Annotated in this window: 17 protein-coding genes and 2 tRNA genes; 4 read left to right on the top strand and 15 right to left on the bottom strand. The window is 62.9% G+C overall.

Annotation, left to right across the window (positions count from 1 at the left end):
* Positions 1 to 12: 12 nt before the first annotated feature.
* From IAE37_RS04195 to rnr, 8 genes are all read right to left on the bottom strand, one after another.
* Positions 13 to 2316 carry a YgiQ family radical SAM protein gene (locus tag IAE37_RS04195; RefSeq protein ID WP_201169648.1) on the bottom strand — a complete coding sequence of 768 codons (2304 nt, stop codon included), beginning with the start codon at positions 2314 to 2316 and terminating at the stop codon, positions 13 to 15.
* A gap of 112 nt (positions 2317 to 2428) precedes the next feature.
* The gene (gene dnaB, locus IAE37_RS04190; protein ID WP_201169645.1) at positions 2429 to 3826 is read right to left on the bottom strand and encodes a replicative DNA helicase; all 1398 of its coding nucleotides are present in this window, start codon (positions 3824 to 3826) and stop codon (positions 2429 to 2431) included.
* A 113-nt stretch (positions 3827 to 3939) separates the two neighbouring features.
* Entirely contained in the window at positions 3940 to 4386 is a 447-nt protein-coding gene (gene rplI / locus IAE37_RS04185) for a 50S ribosomal protein L9 (RefSeq protein WP_012316464.1), read from the bottom strand.
* Positions 4387 to 4406: 20 nt separating this feature from the next.
* On the bottom strand, positions 4407 to 5270 hold the full coding sequence (locus IAE37_RS04180; protein WP_201169642.1) for a hypothetical protein: 864 nt from the start codon (positions 5268 to 5270) through the stop codon (positions 4407 to 4409).
* Between the two features lie 33 nt (positions 5271 to 5303).
* The gene (gene rpsR / locus IAE37_RS04175) at positions 5304 to 5534 is read right to left on the bottom strand and encodes a 30S ribosomal protein S18 (RefSeq protein WP_003249563.1); all 231 of its coding nucleotides are present in this window, start codon (positions 5532 to 5534) and stop codon (positions 5304 to 5306) included.
* A gap of 28 nt (positions 5535 to 5562) precedes the next feature.
* Positions 5563 to 5988 carry a 30S ribosomal protein S6 gene (gene rpsF, locus IAE37_RS04170; protein WP_003249557.1) on the bottom strand — a complete coding sequence of 142 codons (426 nt, stop codon included), beginning with the start codon at positions 5986 to 5988 and terminating at the stop codon, positions 5563 to 5565.
* A gap of 288 nt (positions 5989 to 6276) precedes the next feature.
* A complete protein-coding gene (gene rlmB, locus IAE37_RS04165) occupies positions 6277 to 7023 on the bottom strand; it encodes a 23S rRNA (guanosine(2251)-2'-O)-methyltransferase RlmB (protein ID WP_201169639.1) in 747 nt (248 codons plus the stop codon).
* On the bottom strand, positions 7020 to 9599 hold the full coding sequence (gene rnr, locus IAE37_RS04160; protein WP_201169637.1) for a ribonuclease R: 2580 nt from the start codon (positions 9597 to 9599) through the stop codon (positions 7020 to 7022). The genes rlmB and rnr overlap by 4 nt, the downstream gene beginning before the upstream one ends.
* 273 nt (positions 9600 to 9872) lie before the next feature.
* Here rnr and IAE37_RS04155 point away from each other — a divergent pair.
* From IAE37_RS04155 to IAE37_RS04140, 4 genes are all read left to right on the top strand, one after another.
* Positions 9873 to 9959 (top strand) — tRNA-Leu (locus tag IAE37_RS04155).
* 88 nt (positions 9960 to 10047) lie between these two features.
* Positions 10048 to 10134: transfer RNA gene (locus IAE37_RS04150), tRNA-Leu, on the top strand.
* Positions 10135 to 10385: 251 nt separating this feature from the next.
* Positions 10386 to 11399 carry an extracellular solute-binding protein gene (locus tag IAE37_RS04145; RefSeq protein ID WP_201169635.1) on the top strand — a complete coding sequence of 338 codons (1014 nt, stop codon included), beginning with the start codon at positions 10386 to 10388 and terminating at the stop codon, positions 11397 to 11399.
* A complete protein-coding gene (locus tag IAE37_RS04140; RefSeq protein ID WP_201169625.1) occupies positions 11399 to 12964 on the top strand; it encodes an ABC transporter permease in 1566 nt (521 codons plus the stop codon). The genes IAE37_RS04145 and IAE37_RS04140 overlap by 1 nt, the downstream gene beginning before the upstream one ends.
* A gap of 149 nt (positions 12965 to 13113) precedes the next feature.
* Here IAE37_RS04140 and IAE37_RS04135 read toward each other — a convergent pair whose 3' ends face one another.
* The 7 genes from IAE37_RS04135 to miaA all read right to left on the bottom strand — a co-directional run bounded on the left by IAE37_RS04135 (position 13114) and on the right by miaA (position 20725).
* The gene (locus IAE37_RS04135) at positions 13114 to 14406 is read right to left on the bottom strand and encodes an adenylosuccinate synthase (protein ID WP_201169623.1); all 1293 of its coding nucleotides are present in this window, start codon (positions 14404 to 14406) and stop codon (positions 13114 to 13116) included.
* A gap of 55 nt (positions 14407 to 14461) precedes the next feature.
* A complete protein-coding gene (locus tag IAE37_RS04130) occupies positions 14462 to 15649 on the bottom strand; it encodes an ATP phosphoribosyltransferase regulatory subunit (RefSeq protein ID WP_201169621.1) in 1188 nt (395 codons plus the stop codon).
* Between the two features lie 290 nt (positions 15650 to 15939).
* Positions 15940 to 16809 carry a protease modulator HflC gene (gene hflC, locus IAE37_RS04125; protein ID WP_201169618.1) on the bottom strand — a complete coding sequence of 290 codons (870 nt, stop codon included), beginning with the start codon at positions 16807 to 16809 and terminating at the stop codon, positions 15940 to 15942.
* Positions 16809 to 17987: an FtsH protease activity modulator HflK gene (hflK, locus tag IAE37_RS04120; RefSeq protein ID WP_201169616.1), complete on the bottom strand. Its 1179-nt coding sequence runs from the start codon at positions 17985 to 17987 to the stop codon at positions 16809 to 16811. Before hflK ends, hflC begins: the two co-directional genes overlap by 1 nt.
* 96 nt (positions 17988 to 18083) lie before the next feature.
* On the bottom strand, positions 18084 to 19385 hold the full coding sequence (hflX, locus tag IAE37_RS04115; RefSeq protein WP_201169613.1) for a ribosome rescue GTPase HflX: 1302 nt from the start codon (positions 19383 to 19385) through the stop codon (positions 18084 to 18086).
* 12 nt (positions 19386 to 19397) lie between these two features.
* On the bottom strand, positions 19398 to 19658 hold the full coding sequence (gene hfq, locus IAE37_RS04110) for an RNA chaperone Hfq (protein ID WP_133324650.1): 261 nt from the start codon (positions 19656 to 19658) through the stop codon (positions 19398 to 19400).
* A gap of 95 nt (positions 19659 to 19753) precedes the next feature.
* Positions 19754 to 20725: a tRNA (adenosine(37)-N6)-dimethylallyltransferase MiaA gene (miaA, locus tag IAE37_RS04105; RefSeq protein WP_201169997.1), complete on the bottom strand. Its 972-nt coding sequence runs from the start codon at positions 20723 to 20725 to the stop codon at positions 19754 to 19756.
* Position 20726 lies beyond the last annotated feature (1 nt).

Here is a 20726-nt window from a genome sequence, read left to right as displayed (position 1 = left end):
AGGGTGCTCTATTCAGCGCGGGATGACTGGCTGGCGCGGCTTCTTGCCCTTGCCACCGCCACCCTTGGCCGCTTCCTTGCGCTCCTTGGCCGCCTGCTGGTTACGCGCAAACGCCTCGGCCTTGGCCTTCTCGCGCTTGTCCCATGGCTTGCTGCCATCGCTGGCACGCGGAGGCAGGCCGGTGTGCTGGGTGAGGATCTTCTGATCCTTGGCCACCTTGTGGCTACCGGCAGGCGTCGAGTTCTTGCGTCGTGCACTCTGGTACGTGTCGGTCTGCGGCTGGTGCAACGGAATCAGCTGGTGCTTGCCAGGCCCGATCAGGTCGGCACGGCCCATGCGCTGCAGCGCTTCACGCAGCATCGGCCAGCCCTTCGGATCGTGGTAGCGCAGGAACGCCTTGTGCAGGCGGCGCTGCTCGTCGCTCTTGACGATCTCCACCCCTTCGCTCTTGTAGGTGACCTTGCGCAGCGGGTTCTTGCCCGAGTGGTACATGGCCGTGGCCGAGGCCATCGGCGATGGATAGAACGCCTGCACCTGGTCGGCGCGGAAGCCGTTGCCCTTGAGCCACAGGGCCAGGTTCATCATGTCTTCGTCGGTGGTGCCTGGGTGCGCGGCGATGAAGTACGGGATCAGGTACTGCTCCTTGCCCGCCTCCTTGGAGAACTTCTCGAACATGCGCTTGAAGCGGTCGTAGGTCCCGATGCCCGGCTTCATCATCTTGTCCAGCGGGCCACGCTCGGTGTGCTCGGGGGCAATCTTGAGGTAACCGCCGACGTGGTGGGTGACCAGTTCCTTGACGTACTCAGGCGATTCCACCGCCAGGTCGTAGCGCAGGCCCGAAGCGATCAGGATCTTCTTCACCCCCGGCAGGGCACGGGCCTTGCGGTACAGCTCGATCAGCGAGCTGTGGTCGGTGTTGAGGTTCTCGCAGATGCCCGGGAACACGCACGATGGCTTACGGCAGTGCTTTTCGATGTCGTGGCTCTTGCAGGCGATGCGGTACATGTTGGCGGTCGGGCCACCCAGGTCGGAGACCACGCCGGTGAAGCCTGGCACCTTGTCACGCATCTCTTCGATCTCGTTCAGGATCGACTCGTGCGAGCGGTTCTGGATGATGCGGCCTTCGTGCTCGGTGATCGAGCAGAAGGTACAGCCACCGAAGCAGCCACGCATGATGTTCACCGAGAAACGGATCATCTCGTAGGCCGGGATGCGCTCCTTGCCGTAGGCCGGGTGCGGCACACGGGCGTAGGGCATGCCGAACACGTAGTCCATTTCCTCGGTGCTCATGGGAATGGGTGGCGGGTTGAACCACACATCCACCTCGCCATGCTTCTGCACCAGGGCGCGGGCGTTGCCGGGGTTGGTTTCCAGGTGCAGCACACGGTTGGCGTGGGCATACAGCACCGGGTCGTTGCGCACCTTCTCGAACGATGGCAGGCGGATCACCGACTTTTCCCGGGTCACTGCCGGGCTGTCGAGAATCTGCACGACCTTGGCTTCGTTCGGGTCCTCCACCTCGCCCTTGGCCTGCTCGATGGCGCAAGCCTGGGTGTCCTGGGTGTTGACGTACGGGTTGATGATCTTGTCGACACGGCCTGGGCGGTCGATACGGGTGGAGTCGATCTCGTACCAGCCTTGCGGGGTGTCACGGCGTACGAAGGCGGTGCCACGCACGTCGGTGATGGTCTCGATCCGCTCGCCGTTGGACAGGCGCTGGGCCACCTCGACCACCGCGCGCTCGGCGTTGCCGAACAGCAGGATGTCGGCGCTGGCATCGATCAGGATCGAATGGCGGACCTTGTCCTGCCAGTAGTCGTAGTGGGCGATCCGGCGCAGCGAGGCCTCGATGCCGCCCAGCACGATCGGCACATGCTTGTAGGCTTCCTTGCAGCGCTGGCTATAGACCAGGCTGGCTCGGTCAGGGCGCGAGCCGGCGAGGCCGCCGGGGGTGTAGGCGTCGTCGGAACGAACCTTCTTGTCGGCGGTGTAGCGGTTGATCATCGAGTCCATGTTGCCCGCCGCGACCCCGAAGAACAGGTTCGGCTCGCCGAGCTTCATGAAGTCGTCCTTCGACTGCCAGTTCGGCTGGGCGATGATGCCCACGCGGAAGCCCTGGGCTTCCAGCAGGCGGCCGATGATGGCCATGCCGAACGACGGGTGGTCGACGTAGGCGTCACCGGTCACGATGATGATGTCGCAGGAATCCCAGCCGAGCAGATCCATCTCCTCCCTGCTCATCGGCAGGAAAGGTGCTGGCCCGAAGCATTCGGCCCAGTACTTGGGATAGTCGTAGAGTGGTTTGGCTGCTTGCATGTCAGTGACCGGTTCTGGTGTGCAGGGAAATCGCGGGCGCGGAATATAGCACAAATTTTGACCAAATCCGACGATGGCGGTCGGATTCATGATGATCGACTGTAGGAGCGGATTATTCGTCGTCGTCGAAGTTGTACATGCCCGGCGCGAGGTTTTCGAAGCGGGTGTACTTGCCGATGAACGCCAGGCGCACGAAGCCGATGGGGCCGTTACGCTGCTTGCCGATGATGATTTCCGCCACGCCCTTGTGCTCGGTCTCGGGGTGGTATACCTCGTCACGGTAGACGAACATGATCACGTCGGCGTCCTGCTCGATCGCACCCGATTCACGCAAGTCGGAGTTCACCGGACGCTTGTTCGGGCGTTGCTCCAGCGAGCGGTTCAGCTGCGACAGGGCGATGACCGGGCAGTTGAATTCCTTGGCCAGAGCCTTGAGCGAGCGAGAAATCTCGGAAATCTCGTTGGTCCGGTTGTCACCGGCAGAACCCGGAATCTGCATCAGCTGCAGGTAGTCGACCATGATCATGGCGATATCGCCGTGCTCACGCGCCAGGCGGCGAGTACGCGCACGCATCTCCGAGGGGCTGATACCGGCAGTATCGTCGATGAACAGCTTGCGGTCGTTGAGCAGGTTGACCGCCGAGGTCAGGCGCGGCCAGTCGTCATCGTCGAGCTGACCGGAACGCACCTTGGTCTGGTCGATACGTCCCAGGGACGAGAGCATACGCATGATCAGCGATTCGCCTGGCATCTCGAGGGAGAACACCAGCACCGCCTTGTCGGTACGCAGCACGGCGTTTTCCACCAGGTTCATGGCGAAGGTGGTCTTGCCCATCGATGGACGACCCGCAACGATGATCAGGTCGGCGGCCTGCAGGCCGCTGGTCTTCTCGTCCAGGTCGGTGAAGCCGGTGGAAACCCCGGTGATGTCGCTATCGGAGTTGAACAGCGTGTCGATGCGGTCGATGGCCATGGTCAACAGTTCGTTGACCCCCACCGGGCCACCGGTCTTCGGCCGCGCCTCGGCGATCTGGAAGATCTGCCGCTCGGCATCGTCGAGGATTTCCTCGGCGTTGCGCCCCTGCGGGTTGAAGGCGTTGTCGGCGATATCGGTGCTGATGCTGATCAGTTGCCGCAGCGTGGCACGCTCGCGGATGATCGCGGCGTAGGCCTTGATGTTGGCCACCGACGGCGTGTTCTTGGCCAGTTCGGCCAGGTACGCCAAGCCGCCGACTTGGGTCGACAAGCCTTCCTTGTCCAGTTGCTCGTGCAGGGTGACGACGTCGAACGGCTGGTTGGCGTCGGCCAGCTTGTGCACGGCACGGAAGATCAGACGGTGGTCATGCCGATAGAAATCGCCGTCGGACACCTGGTCCAGCACCCGCTCCCAGGCGTTGTTGTCCAGCATCAGGCCACCGAGCACGGCCTGTTCGGCCTCGATGGAATGCGGCGGGACCTTGAGGGCGGCGGTCTGCAGGTCGAGTTGTTCGGGGTTGGTGATCTCGTTCATGGCCACGAAAGAATTCTGGAGGATGAAAAAGACAAAGGGCACGGCCTGCGAAAGACAGGACCGTGCCCGATGTTAACCGGCCAGGCCGCGAGCGGCCAGCCGATCAGCGCAGCTTAGGCAGCTACGACGACCACGCGTACGGTGGCTTCGACGTCGCTGTGCAGGTGCACGGCTACGTCGTATTCGCCAACCTGACGGATGGTGCCGTTCGGCAGACGAACTTCAGCCTTGGCCACTTCAACGCCGGAGGCGGTCAGGGCGTCAGCGATGTCGTGGGTGCCGATCGAACCGAACAGCTTGCCTTCGTCGCCAGCGGTGGCAGTGATGGTCACTTCCAGCTCGGCCAGTTGGGCAGCGCGGCTTTCAGCCGACGATTTACGGTCAGCAGCTGCTTTTTCCAGCTCGGCGCGACGCTCTTCGAACGCAGCCAGGTTGGCGGCGTTGGCAACGGTGGCCTTGCCGAATGGCAGCAGGAAGTTACGGCCGTAACCAGCCTTAACCTTAACTTTGTCGCCCAGGTTGCCCAGGTTAGCGACTTTTTCCAGCAGGATCAGTTCCATTTGGTAAAACCTCTTAACTTTTAACCTTCACCGTTCGCGGAGTCATTCCCCTCAGGGGACTTGCGACCGCGAAAATCAATCAGGCTGTCGACAATGGCCAGAACCACGAGCAACGGATAAATCAGCTGCATTACCAGCACCAGCGTCACGTACATGCCCACCAGCCAGAAACCGGCCAGTCGGCCCTGCGCCACCAGCCCGTGCATCAAAGCGACAGCGGCCAGGACGAGCACCAGGCTGGAAGCGGATGCCAGGACGATGAACTGCGGGCCGATGAACGGGCCCAACACCATCACTGCAACCAGGGCCAGCATGGCCACTCGCGGCAACTTCAGGGCGCGAAACTCGCGACCGAAGCCTCCAGGGTTGTACAACGCAGCTTGCCAATAACGCGCCAGCATCAACGCCAGCACGCTGAACAACTGCAACATCACCGCTGTGGAAGCGACCAGCACAGGGCCGATCAGCTCACCGGGAATCACCGGCTTGCCTTCGATCTGCGGCAGGGCTTTTACAAGCGCCTCGGCCAGCACCTCGAAGGTGTCGCGCAGCACCGTGTCCAGGATGAGGCTGTAGACCAACCCCAACACTACGCTGGACAACAACACCCGGCTCCAGGAATGCCCGGCTCGCAACAAGGCGGCCAGCCCCAGCGTACCGACGAACACCAGCAAGGTGCTCGGGTCGCCGAAGACCCAAATGGCCACCGCGGGCAAAAGCCCCCAGACGATGACCGTTGAAGCGTCCTTGAACCCGCGCCGCAGGAGCACGAGGCTCCCGGCAGCGGCACTCAACCAGAACAGCAGCGGTAATACCGCACTTGCAACCACCACCAGGGTGGCCTGCACACGACCGCGCATGATGAAATCAGCCAACGCTCGCATGCCTATCCCTTACTACTTGTCGACGACCCGGTCTCAGCGGCCGTGGCTGTCGGTGTAGGGCAGCAGGGCCAGGAAGCGGGCGCGCTTGATAGCGGTAGCCAGCTGACGCTGATAACGAGCTTTGGTACCGGTGATACGGCTTGGAACGATTTTGCCGGTTTCGGATACGTAAGCTTTCAGGGTGTTGAGATCTTTGAAGTCGATCTCTTTCACGTCTTCAGCAGTGAAGCGGCAGAATTTACGACGACGGAAGAAACGTGCCATGTAATAGGCTCCTCAAAAGGTCCGTGGATTACTCGTCAGCGTTATCGCTGGAGTCGCTGTCATTGCTGTCGTCGCCTTCGGCGGAGTCAGCATGCTCAGGACGCTCACGACGCTCACGGCGCTCGCTGCGGTTCTCTTCGGCCTTCAGCATCTCGGACTGACCGGTTACGGCTTCGTCGCGACGGATGACCAGGTTACGGATCACGGCATCGTTGTAGCGGAAGTTGTCTTCCAGCTCGGCCAGGGCCTTGCCGGTGCACTCAACGTTCAGCATCACGTAGTGAGCCTTGTGAACATTGTTGATTGCGTAGGCCAGTTGACGACGGCCCCAGTCTTCCAGACGGTGGATCTTGCCGCCGTCTTCTTCGATCAGCTTGGTGTAACGCTCAACCATGCCGCCGACTTGCTCGCTCTGGTCCGGGTGAACCAGGAAGATGATTTCGTAATGACGCATGAATGCTCCTTACGGGTTAGTAGTCTGCCAGCGAATCTGGTCAGACAAGGAGTGAATGACACTGTATGTCTTGCACGGAGGGGAGGCACATGTGCGCCTGCCAGCTCGGCAAGGGGCGCAATTGTAGAGAAGGCGGGACGGACAAGCAAGGTGATTGGCGATTATTTGAACAGCCGGAAACATATTCGCAAGCTTCCGGCCTTTTCGCGGGTAAACCCGCTCCTACAGGGGATTGCGTTCCCTTGTAGGAGCGGGTTTACCCGCGAAGAAGCCGGCACAGGCTATGGGTCAGCGCTTGGCCTGACGCTGGCGCACCGCCTCGAACAGGCACACGCCGGTGGCCACCGAGACGTTCAGGCTGCTGACGCTCCCGCCCATCGGCAGTTTCACCAGGAAATCGCAATGCTCGCGGGTCAGCCGGCGCATGCCCTTGCCTTCGGCGCCCATGATCATCACCAGTGGCCCGGTGAGGTCCTGCTGGTAGATCTCCTGCTCGGCCTCGCCGGCCGTGCCGACCACCCACAGGCCACGCTGCTGGAGTTTTTCCAGGGTACGCGCCAGGTTGGTCACGGCCACCAACGGAATCACCTCCGCCGCGCCGCAAGCCACCTTGCGCACCACCGGCGTCAGGGTCGCCGACTTGTCCTTGGGCACCACCACCGCCGTGGCACCGGCCGCATCGGCGGTGCGCAGGCAGGCACCGAGGTTGTGCGGGTCGGTGACCCCGTCGAGCACCAGGATCAGCGGCGGCGCCTCGGTGCGCTCCAGAAGCTCCTCGAGCATCAACTCACCCCATACCTGGCTCGGGCTGACCTCGGCGACCACGCCCTGGTGCACGCCTTCGACCCAGGCATCGAGTTCACGCCGTTCGGCCTGGCCGACCGCCACGCGATTCTCTGCAGCCAGTGCCAGCAACGCCTGGATACGCGGCTCGCTGCGCCCCTCCGACAACCAGATCTGCTTGACCCGTTTCGGATGGTGCTGCAGCAACGCCTGCACGGCGTGCACGCCGTAGATCTTTTCCAGCTGACTCATGGCTTGTTCTTGCTCTTGCGCGGCGCGCCGGATTTCGACGGGCCTTTACGGTGCTTGGTCGGCTTGGCGGACGACTTGCCAGCCTTGTCCGACTTGCTGCTGGCATGGCTACCGGTACGGGCCTCGCTCATCAGCGCTTTCTTCATTTCGCGACTCTTGCGCACTTCGGCATTGCGCTGCACGGCGTCCTTCGGGAAGTACGCCTCGGCGGTTTCGCTCTTGCGGCTGCGCGGCTTGGGTGTGGCCTTGGCCGGCACTTGCGGCGCGGGCTCGGCCTTTTCAGCGGCAGGCGCGGCACCACGCCCCTTGCGACCGACGGGTGCGGCAAGCTGCTTGTCGGATACTTCGAAGTCGATCTTGCGCTCGTCGAGGTCGACGCGCATGACCTTGACCTCGATGGTGTCGCCCAGGCGGAAGCTGCGGCCGGTACGCTCACCCGACAGGCGGTGATGCACCGGGTCGAAGTGGTAGTAGTCGCCCGGCAGCGCACTGACGTGCACCAGGCCCTCTACGTAGATGTCGGTGAGCTCGACGAACAGGCCGAAGCCGGTAACCGCGGTGATCACGCCTGGGAAGGTCTCGCCGACGCGATCCTTCATGAACTCGCACTTGAGCCAGTTGACCACGTCACGAGTGGCCTCGTCGGCGCGACGCTCGGTCATCGAGCATTGCTCGCCGAGCTGGTCGAGGGTGTTCACGTCGTACGGATAGATGCGCGCCTTGGGGATGCTCATCGCACCGGCACGCTTGACGTGCGGGGTATCGACCTTGGAACGGATGACGCTACGGATGGCGCGGTGCACCAGCAAGTCCGGGTAGCGACGGATCGGCGAGGTGAAGTGGGTGTACGCCTCGTAGTTCAAGCCGAAGTGGCCGTTGTTGTCGGTGCTGTACACCGCCTGGCTCAGCGAGCGCAGCATCACCGTCTGGATCAGGTGGAAGTCCGGGCGCCCGGCGATGCTCGCCAGCAAGGCCTGGTAATCCTTCGGCGACGGGTCTTTGCCCTTGTGCAGGGTCAGGCCCAGCTCACCGAGGAAGGCACGGAGTTTTTCCAGGCGCTCTGGCGGCGGGCCGTCGTGCACACGGTACAGCGAAGGCACACCGTGCTTCTGCAGGAATTCGGCGGTGGCGACGTTGGCCGCCAGCATGCATTCCTCGATCAGCTTGTGAGCGTCGTTGCGCACGGTCGGGCGGATTTCCGCGATCTTGCGCTGGTCGCCGAAGATGATGCGGGTTTCCTGGGTCTCGAAGTCGATCGCGCCACGGGCATGACGGGCATCGACAAGCACCTTGTACAGGTTGTACAGGTTCTTCAGGTCCGGCAGCACCGCGCTGTATTCCTCGCGCAGCGCCTTGCCCTCACGGGTGCGGGCGTGCTCGAGCATGCTGCTGACCTTGTTGTAGGTCAGCCGCGCATGGGAGTGGATCACACCTTCGTAGAACTGGTAGTCGACCATCTGGCCGGCCTTGTTCATGGTCATTTCGCAGACCATGGCCAGCCGGTCGACGTGCGGGTTCAGCGAGCAAAGGCCGTTGGACAGCTCCTCGGGGAGCATCGGCACCACGCGCTCGGGGAAGTACACCGAGTTGCCGCGTTGCTGGGCCTCGACGTCCAGGGCCGAACCCAGGCGCACGTAGCTGGAAACGTCGGCGATGGCCACGTACAGGCGCCAGCCACCGGAGAACAGGCGCAGCTTGCCCAGGGGTTCGCAGTACACCGCGTCGTCGAAGTCGCGGGCATCCTCGCCGTCGATGGTGACGAACGGCAGGTGACGCAGGTCGATGCGCTTTTCCTTGTCCTTCTCTTCGACTTCAGAGCGGAACTTGCGCGCTTCCTTGATCACGTCCTTGGGCCAGACATGCGGGATATCGTAGCTGCGCAGGGCGACGTCGATCTCCATGCCTGGGGCCATGTAGTTGCCGACCACCTCGACCACATCACCCTGCGGCTGGAAGCGCGGAGTCGGCCAGTGGGTGATCTTGATCTCAACGAACTGACCGATCTTGGCGCCGCCATTGCGGCCCGCAGTCACCAGCACTTCCTGCTGGATCTTCGGGTTGTCCGGGGTCACGTAGCCGATGCCGCCTTCCTCGAAGTAACGGCCGACCACGCTTTCATGGGCTCGGGAGATGACCTCGACCAGCACGCCTTCGCGGCGGCCACGGCGGTCGACGCCGGAGACCCGGGCCAGGGCACGGTCGCCGTCGAACACCAGGCGCATCTGCGACGGGCTGAGGAACAGGTCGTCGCTGCCGTCATCGGGGATGAGGAAGCCGAAGCCATCGCGGTGGCCGGAGACGCGGCCGCAGATCAGGTCCAGCTTGTCTACCGGGGCATAGGTGCCACGCCGGGTATAGATAAGCTGGCCATCGCGTTCCATGGCACGCAGGCGGCGGCGCAGGGCTTCGATCTGGTCTTCTTCGTGAAGACCGAACTCGGCCGCCAGCTCCTCGCGCGCGGCCGGTTCGCCACGGTCGGCGAGGCGCTGCAGGATCAGCTCACGGCTGGGGATGGGGTTGTCGTATTTTTCCGCTTCGCGAGCGGCCTCGGGATCGAGGGATTGCCAATCGGCCATCAGAAGGGGTTCACCTTGGGGTATATAGATAGGAATTCTGGCATAGACGTATTGAAACCGGAAATCTCGGCATTGGACAGCCCCTGAGGCATGTCCGGGCAGCGGCAATAGGCCTGTGGAATCAACAAGTTGAATTTTTTGAATTTTTTTTTGATCGGGGGCTTTACAGCCCTCGGGAGCGTCCGTATAGTGCGCACCACAACGACGGACAGCCGACGTTGTAGTTGAGATGAAACGCGATGTAAAGCATCATGTGACCTCGACGGAATGTGTGCCCAGGTGGCGGAATTGGTAGACGCGCTGGTTTCAGGTATCAGTGACTTAACGGTCGTGGAAGTTCGAGTCTTCTCCTGGGCACCAATGATTTTTCAAGTAATAGATGACCAAGGATCTATTACGACTGAGTGAAGCGAACGATAGTCGCCTTCTTCAGATGATGCAAAGCTTTGCCCAGGTGGCGGAATTGGTAGACGCGCTGGTTTCAGGTATCAGTGACTTAACGGTCGTGGAAGTTCGAGTCTTCTCCTGGGCACCATACAAAAACCCACTAGCTTGCTAGTGGGTTTTTCCTTGTCTGCGATTTTTATTCCCCCCTCCTGTGCCGGCCTTTTCGCGGGTAAACCCGCTCCTACATGCTCCTGTAGGAGCGGGTTTACCCGCGAAGGGACCAGTACAGGCTGCAACCCCTCGCTGCGCCCCATGAATTTCTCGTCACCCGGCCACTTGAGAACTGATTTCGTTTACCATTGTTGCCAAATATGTAGCCGTAAGCGAGGAAGTACCCGCATGACGATCCGCCCGCAACCGCTGATGCGCACCCTGGCCGCCGCTGTTCTGAGCCTGGTGATCGGCGCTCCGGCCGCCATGGCAGACGAGCCTGTCACGCTGACCATGTACAACGGCCAGCACAAGGAAATCGGCGAAGCCATCGCCAAGGCCTACGAGGCCAAGACCGGCATCCACATCAATATCCGCAAGGGCAGCAGCAACCAGCTCGCCAGCCAGATCATCGAGGAAGGCGATCGCTCGCCAGCCGACATCATCTATACCGAAGAATCGCCACCGCTGAACAACCTCGGCGAACTGGGCCTGCTGGCGAAGATCGACGACGCCACGCTGAACATGCTGCCCAAGGAATATGTAGCCGCCAACGGCACCTGGATGGGCGTGACCGCGCGGACCCGCGTGGTCGTGTTCAACCCGAAGAAGATCGACGAAAAAGACCTGCCAACCACGGTGATGGACTTCGCCAACCCTGAATGGGACGGCCGCGTCGGCTACGTACCCACCAGCGGCGCGTTCCAGGAGCAGGCCGTGGCCATCCTCAAGATGCACGGGCGCGAAGCCACCGAAGAATGGCTGACTGGCCTGAAAGCCTTCGGCAAGACCTACACCAACAACATGGTCGCCCTGAAGGCCGTGGAAAAAGGCGAAGTCGACGCGGTCCTGGTCAACAACTACTACTGGTACGCCCTGGAGCGCGAACGCGGCAAGCTCGACTCCAAACTGTACTACCTGGCCGATGGCGATGCCGGCAACCTGGTGACCATCTCCGGCGCCGCTGCGGTCAAGGCCAGCAAGCATCCGAAAGAAGCCCAGGCCCTGCTCAACTGGATGGCCAGCGAAGAAGGCCAGCGCGTGATCACCCAGACCACCGCCGAATACCCGCTGCACAAAGGCATGGTGTCCGACCGCGGCCTGAAGCCGTTCGAGGACCTGCGTCCGCCGAAGATCTCGCCTGCCGACCTGGGCAATGCCGAGGAAGCCGTGGAGCTTGAGCGCGAGGTCGGTCTGCTCTGATGACTGCCGCCCTGTCCGAACCGGTGCCGGTACGCTTCGTACCGCGCCGCAAGCGCCCCTCCATCTGGGTGGTGCTGCCCGTGCTGTTCCTGGTGGCAATGAGTGTGCTGCCGTTGCTGTACGTCGCCATGAAGGCCTGGGAAGCAGGCTGGCGCGAAGCGCTGCACCTGCTCTGGCGCCCGTTCGTATGGGGCCTGATGCGCAACACCCTGATGCTGATGGCCGGGGTGACGCTGACCTGCATGGTCGTCGGCCTGGCCCTGGCCTGGCTGCTCGAGCGCAGCAACCTGCCAGGCCGCCGACTCTGGGGCGTGGTGCTGTGCCTGCCGTTTGCCGTACCGTCGTTCGTCAGCAGCTTCACCTGGGTGTCGCTCAGTTCCGACTTCGAAGGTTTGGGCGGCGCGATCATGGTCATGGCGCTGTCCAAGTATCCACTGGTGTTCCTGCCGGTGGCGGCAACCCTGCGCAACCTCGACACGTCGCTCGAAGAGTCGGCGCGCACCCTCGGCTGCAGTCGCTGGGGCGTCTTCTACAAGATCACCCTGCCCCTGCTGTGGCCGTCGATGCTTGGCGGCGCCCTGCTGATCGCCTTGCACATGCTGGTCGAGTTCGGCGCATTGTCGATCCTCGGCCTGCAGACCTTCACCACGGCGATCTACCAGCAGTTCGAACTGGAGTTCAGCAACGCCAACGCGGCCATGCTCTCGGCCGTATTGCTGGCGCTGTGCTTGCTGATGCTGTGGCTGGAACTGCGCGTGCGCGGCAAGGCTCGCCACGTGCGGATCGGCCAAGGCGTGGCACGCCGCGGGCAACCGGTGCGCCTGCGCGGCTGGATGCCATTGGCGCAGCTGTTCTGCCTGGGCCTGGCGATCCTCGGCAGCGGTATTCCACTGGCCATGCTTGGCTACTGGCTTAGCGTTGGCTCGTCGGCCGCATTCCCCGTCGCGGCCATCGGCAAGGCATTGCTTACCTCGCTGTCAGTATCACTGGGCGGTGCCGGCTTCTGCGTGCTGCTGGCCCTGCCAGTCAGCTTCCTGGTGGTGCGCTACAAAGGCCGCCTGGCGATCTGGGCAGAGCGCCTGCCCTACCTGCTGCACGCCCTCCCCGGCCTGGTGATTGCACTGAGCCTGGTGGTGTTCTCCCTGCACTACGTACCCGCGCTGTACCAGACCACTGCGTTGCTGCTACTGGCCTATGCACTGCTGTTCCTGCCACTGGCCCAGGCACCGGTGCGCACGGCGCTGAACAAGGCTTCACCGACCCTCGAGGAGGCTGCCCGCACCCTAGGCGCCAACAGCTTCGCGGCATTCTGCCGAGTCACCCTGCCGATCATCTTCCCAGCTCTGGCGGCCGCCTTCGCCCTGGTGTTCCTCGACGCCATGAAGGAACTGACCGCCACCCTGCTGCTGAGCCCGACCGGCATGACGACCCTGGCCACCGAGGTCTGGGCGCACACCGCCAACGTCGAGTTCGCTGCGGCGGCGCCATATGCCGCGCTGCTGATCGTGGTCTCGGGATTGCCGGTTTATTTGCTGACTACGCGGATGTATTTGAACAAGGCGTGATGTGTTCGCCGCTGGTCATTTGGCGCCCATGATATCGAGCGCCGCGCGGGCGGCGCTCGATATCCGCCGCGCTGCAACCATCAAGGCGAGCCCAAAAAAAAGCCGCACCCCCTTGCAGGGACGCGGCGTCGGATCAGCCAGAGGGCAGATCAGGCAAACGGATGACGCAGCACGATAGTCTCGTTGCGGTCCGGGCCGGTGGAGATGATGTCGATCGGCGCGCCGATCAGCTGCTCGATGCGGGTGATATAGGCACGCGCATTGGCCGGCAGCTCTTCCAGGGTCTTGGCACCCAAGGTCGACTCGCTCCAGCCCGGCAGCTCTTCGTACACCGGCTGCAGGCCGATGTAGCTGTCGGCGTCGGTCGGTGCTTCGATCACTTCACCATTTTCATCTTTGTAGCCTACGCAGATGTTGATGGTTTCCAGGCCATCCAGCACGTCCAGCTTGGTCAGGCAGATGCCCGAGATGCTGTTGACGTCGATGGCGCGACGCAGGATCACGGCATCGAACCAGCCGCAACGGCGGGCACGCCCGGTGGTGGAACCGAACTCGTGGCCGCGCTTGGCCAGGGTGGCGCCGGTTTCATCGAACAGCTCGGTCGGGAACGGGCCGGAACCCACGCGGGTGGTGTAGGCCTTGGTGATGCCGAGGATGTAGTCGAGGTACATCGGGCCAACGCCGGAACCGGTGGAGATACCGCCAGCCGTGGTGTTGGAGCTGGTGACGTACGGGTAGGTACCGTGGTCGATGTCCAGCAGCGAGCCTTGGGCGCCTTCGAACATGATGTCCTTGCCGGCGCGACGCAGGTTGTGCAGCTCGGCGGTGACGTCGAGCATCATCGGCTTGAGCTGCTCGGCGTAGGCCATGCACTCATCCAGGGTCTGCTGGAAGTCGATGGCCGGCTCTTTGTAGTAGTTCACCAGCTGGAAGTTGTGGTAATCCAGCAGCTCGCCCAGCTTGGCGGCGAAACGCTCACGGTGGAACAGGTCGCCAATGCGCAGGCCACGACGCGCAACCTTGTCTTCGTAGGCTGGGCCGATACCACGGCCGGTGGTGCCGATCTTGGCTTCGCCACGGGCTTTTTCGCGAGCCTGGTCCAGAGCCACGTGGTACGACAGGATCAGCGGAGCCGCCGGGCTGATGCGCAGGCGCTCGCGCACCGGTACGCCCTTCTCTTCCAGCTTGGTGATTTCACGCATCAGCGCATCCGGGGCAACGACCACGCCGTTGCCGATCAGGCACTGCACGCCTTCACGCAGGATGCCGGACGGAATCAGGTGCAGAACGGTCTTCTCACCGTTGATCACCAGGGTGTGACCTGCGTTGTGGCCGCCCTGGTAGCGCACTACGGCGGCAGCATGTTCGGTCAGCAGATCGACGATCTTGCCTTTGCCCTCATCACCCCACTGGGTGCCCAGGACGACGACATTCTTACCCATAACACTTGTCCTCATTCACGCAAACTTGGTGCCGGCCTACTGCCGACGCAGAAACTCAATGGGTCAGCGGCAGAACTTGCCAGCGCCCGTCTTGCTGAATCAATTGCCGATCACAATCCGCCTCGAGAGCAGCACTCAACGGCTGGCCAGGCAAGGCCTGGACCACACGCTGGCCCTCGTTGCGCAACTGGCAGACCTGCTGCCAGAGGGCCGCGTCACCACTGTCGGGCATCCAGATGCCGCCAGTTGGCAATACGACCTCCGCTCGCCCCAGTGTGACCAGGGTCTTCAAATCCGTGGAGAAACCCGTGGCCGGGCGCGCCCGGCCGAAATCGGCGCCGATGTCATCGTAGCGACCGCCCTGGGCGATCGACTGGCCTTCACCCGGCACGAACACGGCGAACACCACGCCGGTGTGGTAGTGGTAACCGCGCAGCTCGCCGAGGTCGAAGTACAGGGGAAGATCCGGATAGCGCGACGCCAGGCGATCGGCGATCGCCAACAGGTCGTCCAGCGCCGCCAGCACGCTGGCCGGAGCACGCCCCAGGCGCACGCGGGCCTCGGCCAGCACTTCACGACCGCCGCACAGCTCGACCAGGGCGCGCAACATGTTGCCCAGGTCTTTCGGCAGGTCGGCGGTGAGCGCTTGCACTTCGTCGACCGACTTGCGCTGCAAGGCGTCGAACAGCTGCTGCTCGACTGCGCCGGAAAGGCCAGCGGCACGAGCCAGGCCGCGGTAGATACCGACGTGGCCGAGGTCCATGTGCACATCCGGCACGTCGGCCAGTTGCAGCGTGGCGAGCATCAGGCTGATGACTTCAACGTCGCTGGTGGGGCTGGCATCGCCGTACAACTCGGCACCCAACTGAATCGGGCTGCGCGAGGTGGACAGGGCGCGTGGCTGGGCGTGCAGCACGCTGCCGGCGTAGCACAGGCGGCTCGGGCCTTCACGGCGCAGGGTATGGGCGTCGATACGCGCCACCTGCGGCGTGAAGTCGGCGCGAAAGCCCATCAGACGGCCAGACTGCGGGTCGACCACCTTGAAGGTGCGCTGGTCCAGGTCCTGGCCAGCGCCGGTAAGCAGCGACTCCAGGTACTCGATATGCGGGGTGACGACCAGTTCGTAGCCCCAACTCTGGAACAGGTCCAACACCTGGCGGCGCGCGATCTCGATACGCGCAGCCTCCGGTGGCAGTACTTCCTCGATGCCATCTGGCAGCAGCCAGCGGTCTACCGTTGCCATTACGCCATTTCCCCTCTGGTCCGGGCGGCTTGCCAGCAGGCGAGCCGTCAGTAAAGCAGGCATTGGCGCACAGCAGCAGGCAGCACTGATCCCAGCGCCACCACCGTACCCAATACCCTCGAATTGCCTTGCGAGCTGACCAAACCGTCAACTGGCGGTTTGCCAATCAACCTTGCAGACGCAAAAAAGCCGGGAAATTTCCCGGCTGACTCATCATACACCCCTTTTCCTTCAGGATGCACCCCGCCTGGTGCATTAGCTGCCAGGCGGGGTGATTACCCTTCGGTCGGTCAGGGCTTGCTCTTGTCCATGAAGCGGAAGAACTCGTTCTTCGGATCCAGGACCAGCACGTCGCTCTTGCTGGAGAAGCTGTCGCGGTAGGCCTGCAGGCTACGGTAGAACGCATAGAAATCGGCGTCCTGGGTGTAGGCCTTGGCGTAGATGGCAGCCGCCTGGGCGTCGCCGTCACCGCGAGTCTCTTCCGCTTCGCGGTAGGCCTCGGCCAGCAGCACACGGCGCTGGCGGTCGGCGTCGGCACGAATACCTTCGGCCAACTCGTTACCTTTGGCGCGGTGCTCGCGGGCTTCACGCTCGCGCTCGGTGCTCATGCGGTCGAATACGCTGCGGTTGACTTCCTTCGGCAGGTCGATGGCCTTGACGCGTACGTCGATGACCTCGATACCCAGCTCCTTGTTGGCCATGCGGTTCAGCGAAGCGGTGATGTCAGCCATCAGCGCGTCACGCTCACCGGAAACCACCTCGTGCAGGGTGCGCTTGCCGAACTGGTCACGCAGGCCGCTTTCCAGACGACGCGAGAGGCGTTCGTCGGCGATCTGCTTGAGGCCGGACGTGGCGGTGTAGAAGCGCTCGGCATCCTGGACGCGCCACTTGGCGTAGGCGTCGACCATCACCGCTTTTTTCTCCAGGGTCAGGAACCGCTGGGTCGGGGCGTCGAGGGTCATCAGGCGGGCGTCGAACTTGCGCACCTGGTTCACGTAGGGAACCTTCACGTGCAGGCCCGGCTGGACATCGGCCTGGACCACACGGCCGAATTGCAGCAGCACCGCACGTTCGGTCTGGGACACGATGTAGAAGCTGTTCCAGGCCACGACGGCCAGCACCACTGCGGCGATCAGGGCGATCAGCGATTTATTGCTCATCAGCGGCTCTCCCTAGTACGCAGCGGCTGTTGCTGTTGCATGTCCTGCGCAGCACGAGCGGCCGCATCGTTGACCGATGGCGACACGCTGGCCGATGGCGTGGACGGGTTGCGGCTGCCTTCGACCATCTTGTCCAGCGGCAGGTAGAGCAGGTTGTTCTGCCCATCCTTGGTCGCCACCAGGACCTTGCTCGAATTGCTGTAGACCTCTTGCATGGTCTCCAGGTACAGGCGCTGACGGGTCACGTCAGGGGCCTTGCGGTACTCGCCGACCAGCTTGGTGAAGCGATCCGACTCACCCTTGGCGCGGGCGATGACTTCGTCGCGGTAGCCGTTGGCGTCCTCGATGATGCGCTGGGCCTGACCACGGGCCTCGGGCACCACGCCATTGGCGTAGGACTCGGCCTGGTTGCGGGCACGCTGCTCGTCTTCGCGGGCACGGATCACGTCGTCGAAGGCTTCCTGCACTTCACGCGGGGCTGCCGCGCTCTGTACGTTGACCTGGGTGACGGTGATACCGGTACGGTAGTTGTCGAGGAAGCGCTGCAGGCGTTCGCGGATATCCACGGCCATCTGCTCACGACCCTCGGTCAGTACCTGGTCCATCGAGGTGGAACCCACCACGTGGCGCAGGGCGCTATCGGTCGCATGCTGCAGGCTCACCTCTGGCTGGTCGACGTTGAGCACGAAGTCCTGCAGGTTGGTGATCTTGTACTGCACGGTCAGCGGCACCTCGACGATGTTCTCGTCTTCGGTGAGCATCTGCCCCTGCTTGGTGTAGGCACGCTCACGCGTGACGTTTTCCATGTACTTGCGATCGATCGGCGGGAAGTAGATGTTCAGGCCAGGACCGACCGTCTCATAGTACTTGCCGAAGCGCAGCACCACGGCCTGCTCCTGTTCGTCGACCACGTAAACGGCGCTGTACAGCCAGATCGCGGCCAGCACCGCCAGGCCTATGCCCAGCAGGCCGAAGCCACCGCCCCTGCCGACATTGCGGTCACCGCCGCCACGTTTCTTGCCACCACCGAACATGCCATTGAGGCTGTCCTGTAGTTTGCGGAAGGCCTCGTCCAGATCCGGCGGACCTTTCTTGTCACCACCGCCGCCGCCGCCACCACGGCGACCGCCCCAGGGATCCTGATTGTTCGAGTTGCCACCCGGCTCGTTCCAAGCCATAGCGCTCTCCATCTGATAAAGCAAAGACGCACCCACGGCGCGCCGTCCAATGCTACAGAATGCCTGTCACTGCTGCCCGGCCACCTCGCCGGGCATTTATTGCAAAGTGTGTTGCTGGACAAACACTTGCGGCTCCATGCCTTCGCGGCTGACCAGGCGATTCAGTTCGACCCTGGGCAGTCGCACGCTCAGCAGGCTGCGCCCTTCTTCGTCATGCTCTTCACTCTGCACCGCACCCAAAGCGAAGAATTGCGCGCGCAAGCGGGCAAAACGTTGCTCCAGGCACAAGGTGCCGACAAACAGATCATCCCCCAGCAACTCGGCGATCGCCTGGCCCACCAGCTCCAGGCCTCGACCATCGCGGGCCGAGACCCAGACCCGCTCCGGCTTGCCATCGGCATCGCGCTGGATCTGCGGCTCGACATCTTCGAGCAGGTCGAGTTTGTTATAGACCTCGAGGATCGGCAAGCCTTCGGCACCGATCTCGCTCAACACCGCCAGCACTTGCTCGATCTGTTCCATGCGCTCAGGCTCGTGAGCGTCGATCACATGCAGCAACAGATCGGCGTTACTGGACTCTTCGAGCGTAGCCCGAAATGCCTCGACCAGCTTGTGTGGCAGGTGGCGGATGAAGCCCACGGTGTCGGCCAGCACGATCGGGCCCAGGTCGTCGAGCTTGAGCCGGCGCAAGGTCGGGTCGAGGGTGGCGAACAGCTGATCGGCGGCATAGACCTCGGAGGTGGTCAGGGCGTTGAACAGGGTGGACTTGCCGGCGTTGGTGTAGCCCACCAGGGACACCGACGGGATCTCGGCGCGGCGACGGCCACGGCGGGCCTGCTCGCGTTGGCTGCGGACCTTCTCCAGGCGTGCCTTGATCTGGCGCAGGCGCACCCGCAGCAGGCGGCGGTCGGTTTCCAGCTGGGTCTCGCCCGGGCCGCGCAGGCCGATACCGCCCTTCTGCCGCTCGAGGTGGGTCCAGCCGCGCACCAGCCGCGTGCTCATGTGCTCGAGCTGGGCCAGTTCGACCTGCAGCTTGCCTTCATGGGTACGCGCCCGCTGGGCGAAGATATCGAGGATCAGCCCGGTGCGATCCAGCACGCGACACTCGAAGACACGCTCGAGGTTGCGCTCCTGGCTGGGCGTGAGGGTGTGATTGAAAATCACCAGGTCTACCTGTTCGGCATGGACCAGGTCATGCAGCTCATCGACCTTGCCACTGCCAATCAGGTATTTGGCGGAAGGCTGATGCCTCGTCACCGTGACCAGCGAAACGATGTCGGCACCGGCCGAGAATGCCAGTTCCTGAAACTCCTGCGGATCTTCGCGCGCCTCAGGGTTCTGACCTTCCAAGTGAACGAGCAGCGCCCGCTCACCACCACCGTGGCGCTCAAAGAACAATGCAGGCTCCTATCAGGCGTTGCCTGGCTCGCTGTCACCGCTGTCGGAATCGGACGGGCTTGGCAGGCGAACCGGACGGGCAGGAACCACGGTCGAAATGGCGTGCTTGTAGACCATCTGGCTGACGGTGTTCTTCAGCAGCACCACGAACTGGTCGAACGATTCGATCGAGCCCTGCAGCTTGATGCCGTTGACCAGGTAGATGGAAACCGGGACCTTTTCTTTTCTCAAAGTATTCAAGTAAGGGTCTTGTAGCGAATGCCCTTTTGACATATGCCGCACTCCTGTAAGGATCAATAGTAGAAATTCAAGGAAAATCGATAAATTAGGCCGCCCCTTCGCAAGAATAGACGGCAATCAGCAGGGACTCAGCTCAATATGGAGATGGCCCCAAGGTATTTCAAGGTGCGGGACAGATTGTCGCAGGCCAGGCTGTCGAGCCAGTAAGCGTCGGACCAACCACGCAACCAGGTGAACTGCCGCTTGGCCAACTGGCGAGTGGCAATGATACCGCGTTCTCGCATCTCATTCTCAGTCAGCTGGCCATCGAGGTAATCCCAGACCTGCCTGTACCCCACTGCCCGTATAGACGGCAGCGCGGCGTGCAAGTCACTTCTGGCGCGCAGTGATCGGACCTCGTCGACGAAGCCCTGTTCCAGCATCTGTGAAAATCGTAACGCAATTCGCTGATGCAAAATGTGACGATCTGTAGGAGCAATCGCCAAACTTGCGACAGTATAGGGCAAATGCCCGCCAGCGCCTGCGTCTGCGCCGCTACTTTCCGCGAATTGACGCCGGCGATGGGCTGTCATGCTCTGCCCGCTCACCCGGAACACCTCCAAGGCGCGGATCAGCCGCTGGGGGTCGTTGGGGTGGATGCGCGCCGCCGATTCCGGGTCGACCTCGGCCAGTTGCCGGTGCAATTCGCCCAGCCCCAGTGCCTCGGCCTCGGCTTCGAGTTCGGCGCGTACGGCCGGGTCGGCCGGCGGCATGTCCGCCAGGCCTTCGACCAGGGCCTTGTAGTACAGCATGGTGCCGCCCACCAACAGCGGAATGTTGCCGCGCGCGGTGATCTCGGCCATGGCCGCCAGGGCGTCCTTGCAGAACTGCGCCGCCGAATAGCTCTCGGCCGGGTCGAGGATGTCGACCAGCCGGTGCGGATGGGCGGCCAGCACCGCCTTGGACGGCTTGGCGGTACCGATGTCCATGCCCCGGTAGACCAGCGCCGAATCGACACTGATCAGCTCGCACGGCAAGGCCTTGGTCAGCTCGATGGCCAAGTCGGTCTTGCCGGCCGCCGTCGGGCCCATGAGGAATATCGCTGGAGGCTTGCCGCTCATT

It is taken from the genome of Pseudomonas sp. S31, assembly GCF_016648105.1.
Classification (GTDB): Bacteria; Pseudomonadota; Gammaproteobacteria; order Pseudomonadales; family Pseudomonadaceae; genus Aquipseudomonas.
The sequence above is the reverse complement of the archived record's forward strand: the minus strand, read 5'-3'. Positions and strand labels throughout refer to the sequence as shown.

Bases quoted from the DNA above. Each gene is read 5' to 3' on its own strand.
- IAE37_RS04195 (WP_201169648.1), bottom strand. From the start codon at position 2,316: ATGCAAGCAGCCAAACCACTCTACGACTATCCCAAGTACTGGGCCGAA.
- dnaB (WP_201169645.1), bottom strand. From the start codon at position 3,826: ATGAACGAGATCACCAACCCCGAACAACTCGACCTGCAGACCGCCGCC.
- rplI (WP_012316464.1), bottom strand. From the start codon at position 4,386: ATGGAACTGATCCTGCTGGAAAAAGTCGCTAACCTGGGCAACCTGGGC.
- IAE37_RS04180 (WP_201169642.1), bottom strand. From the start codon at position 5,270: ATGCGAGCGTTGGCTGATTTCATCATGCGCGGTCGTGTGCAGGCCACC.
- rpsR (WP_003249563.1), bottom strand. From the start codon at position 5,534: ATGGCACGTTTCTTCCGTCGTCGTAAATTCTGCCGCTTCACTGCTGAA.
- rpsF (WP_003249557.1), bottom strand. From the start codon at position 5,988: ATGCGTCATTACGAAATCATCTTCCTGGTTCACCCGGACCAGAGCGAG.
- rlmB (WP_201169639.1), bottom strand. From the start codon at position 7,023: ATGAGTCAGCTGGAAAAGATCTACGGCGTGCACGCCGTGCAGGCGTTG.
- rnr (WP_201169637.1), bottom strand. From the start codon at position 9,599: ATGGCCGATTGGCAATCCCTCGATCCCGAGGCCGCTCGCGAAGCGGAA.
- IAE37_RS04145 (WP_201169635.1), top strand. From the start codon at position 10,386: ATGACGATCCGCCCGCAACCGCTGATGCGCACCCTGGCCGCCGCTGTT.
- IAE37_RS04140 (WP_201169625.1), top strand. From the start codon at position 11,399: ATGACTGCCGCCCTGTCCGAACCGGTGCCGGTACGCTTCGTACCGCGC.
- IAE37_RS04135 (WP_201169623.1), bottom strand. From the start codon at position 14,406: ATGGGTAAGAATGTCGTCGTCCTGGGCACCCAGTGGGGTGATGAGGGC.
- IAE37_RS04130 (WP_201169621.1), bottom strand. From the start codon at position 15,649: ATGGCAACGGTAGACCGCTGGCTGCTGCCAGATGGCATCGAGGAAGTA.
- hflC (WP_201169618.1), bottom strand. From the start codon at position 16,809: ATGAGCAATAAATCGCTGATCGCCCTGATCGCCGCAGTGGTGCTGGCC.
- hflK (WP_201169616.1), bottom strand. From the start codon at position 17,987: ATGGCTTGGAACGAGCCGGGTGGCAACTCGAACAATCAGGATCCCTGG.
- hfq (WP_133324650.1), bottom strand. From the start codon at position 19,658: ATGTCAAAAGGGCATTCGCTACAAGACCCTTACTTGAATACTTTGAGA.
- miaA (WP_201169997.1), bottom strand. From the start codon at position 20,725: ATGAGCGGCAAGCCTCCAGCGATATTCCTCATGGGCCCGACGGCGGCC.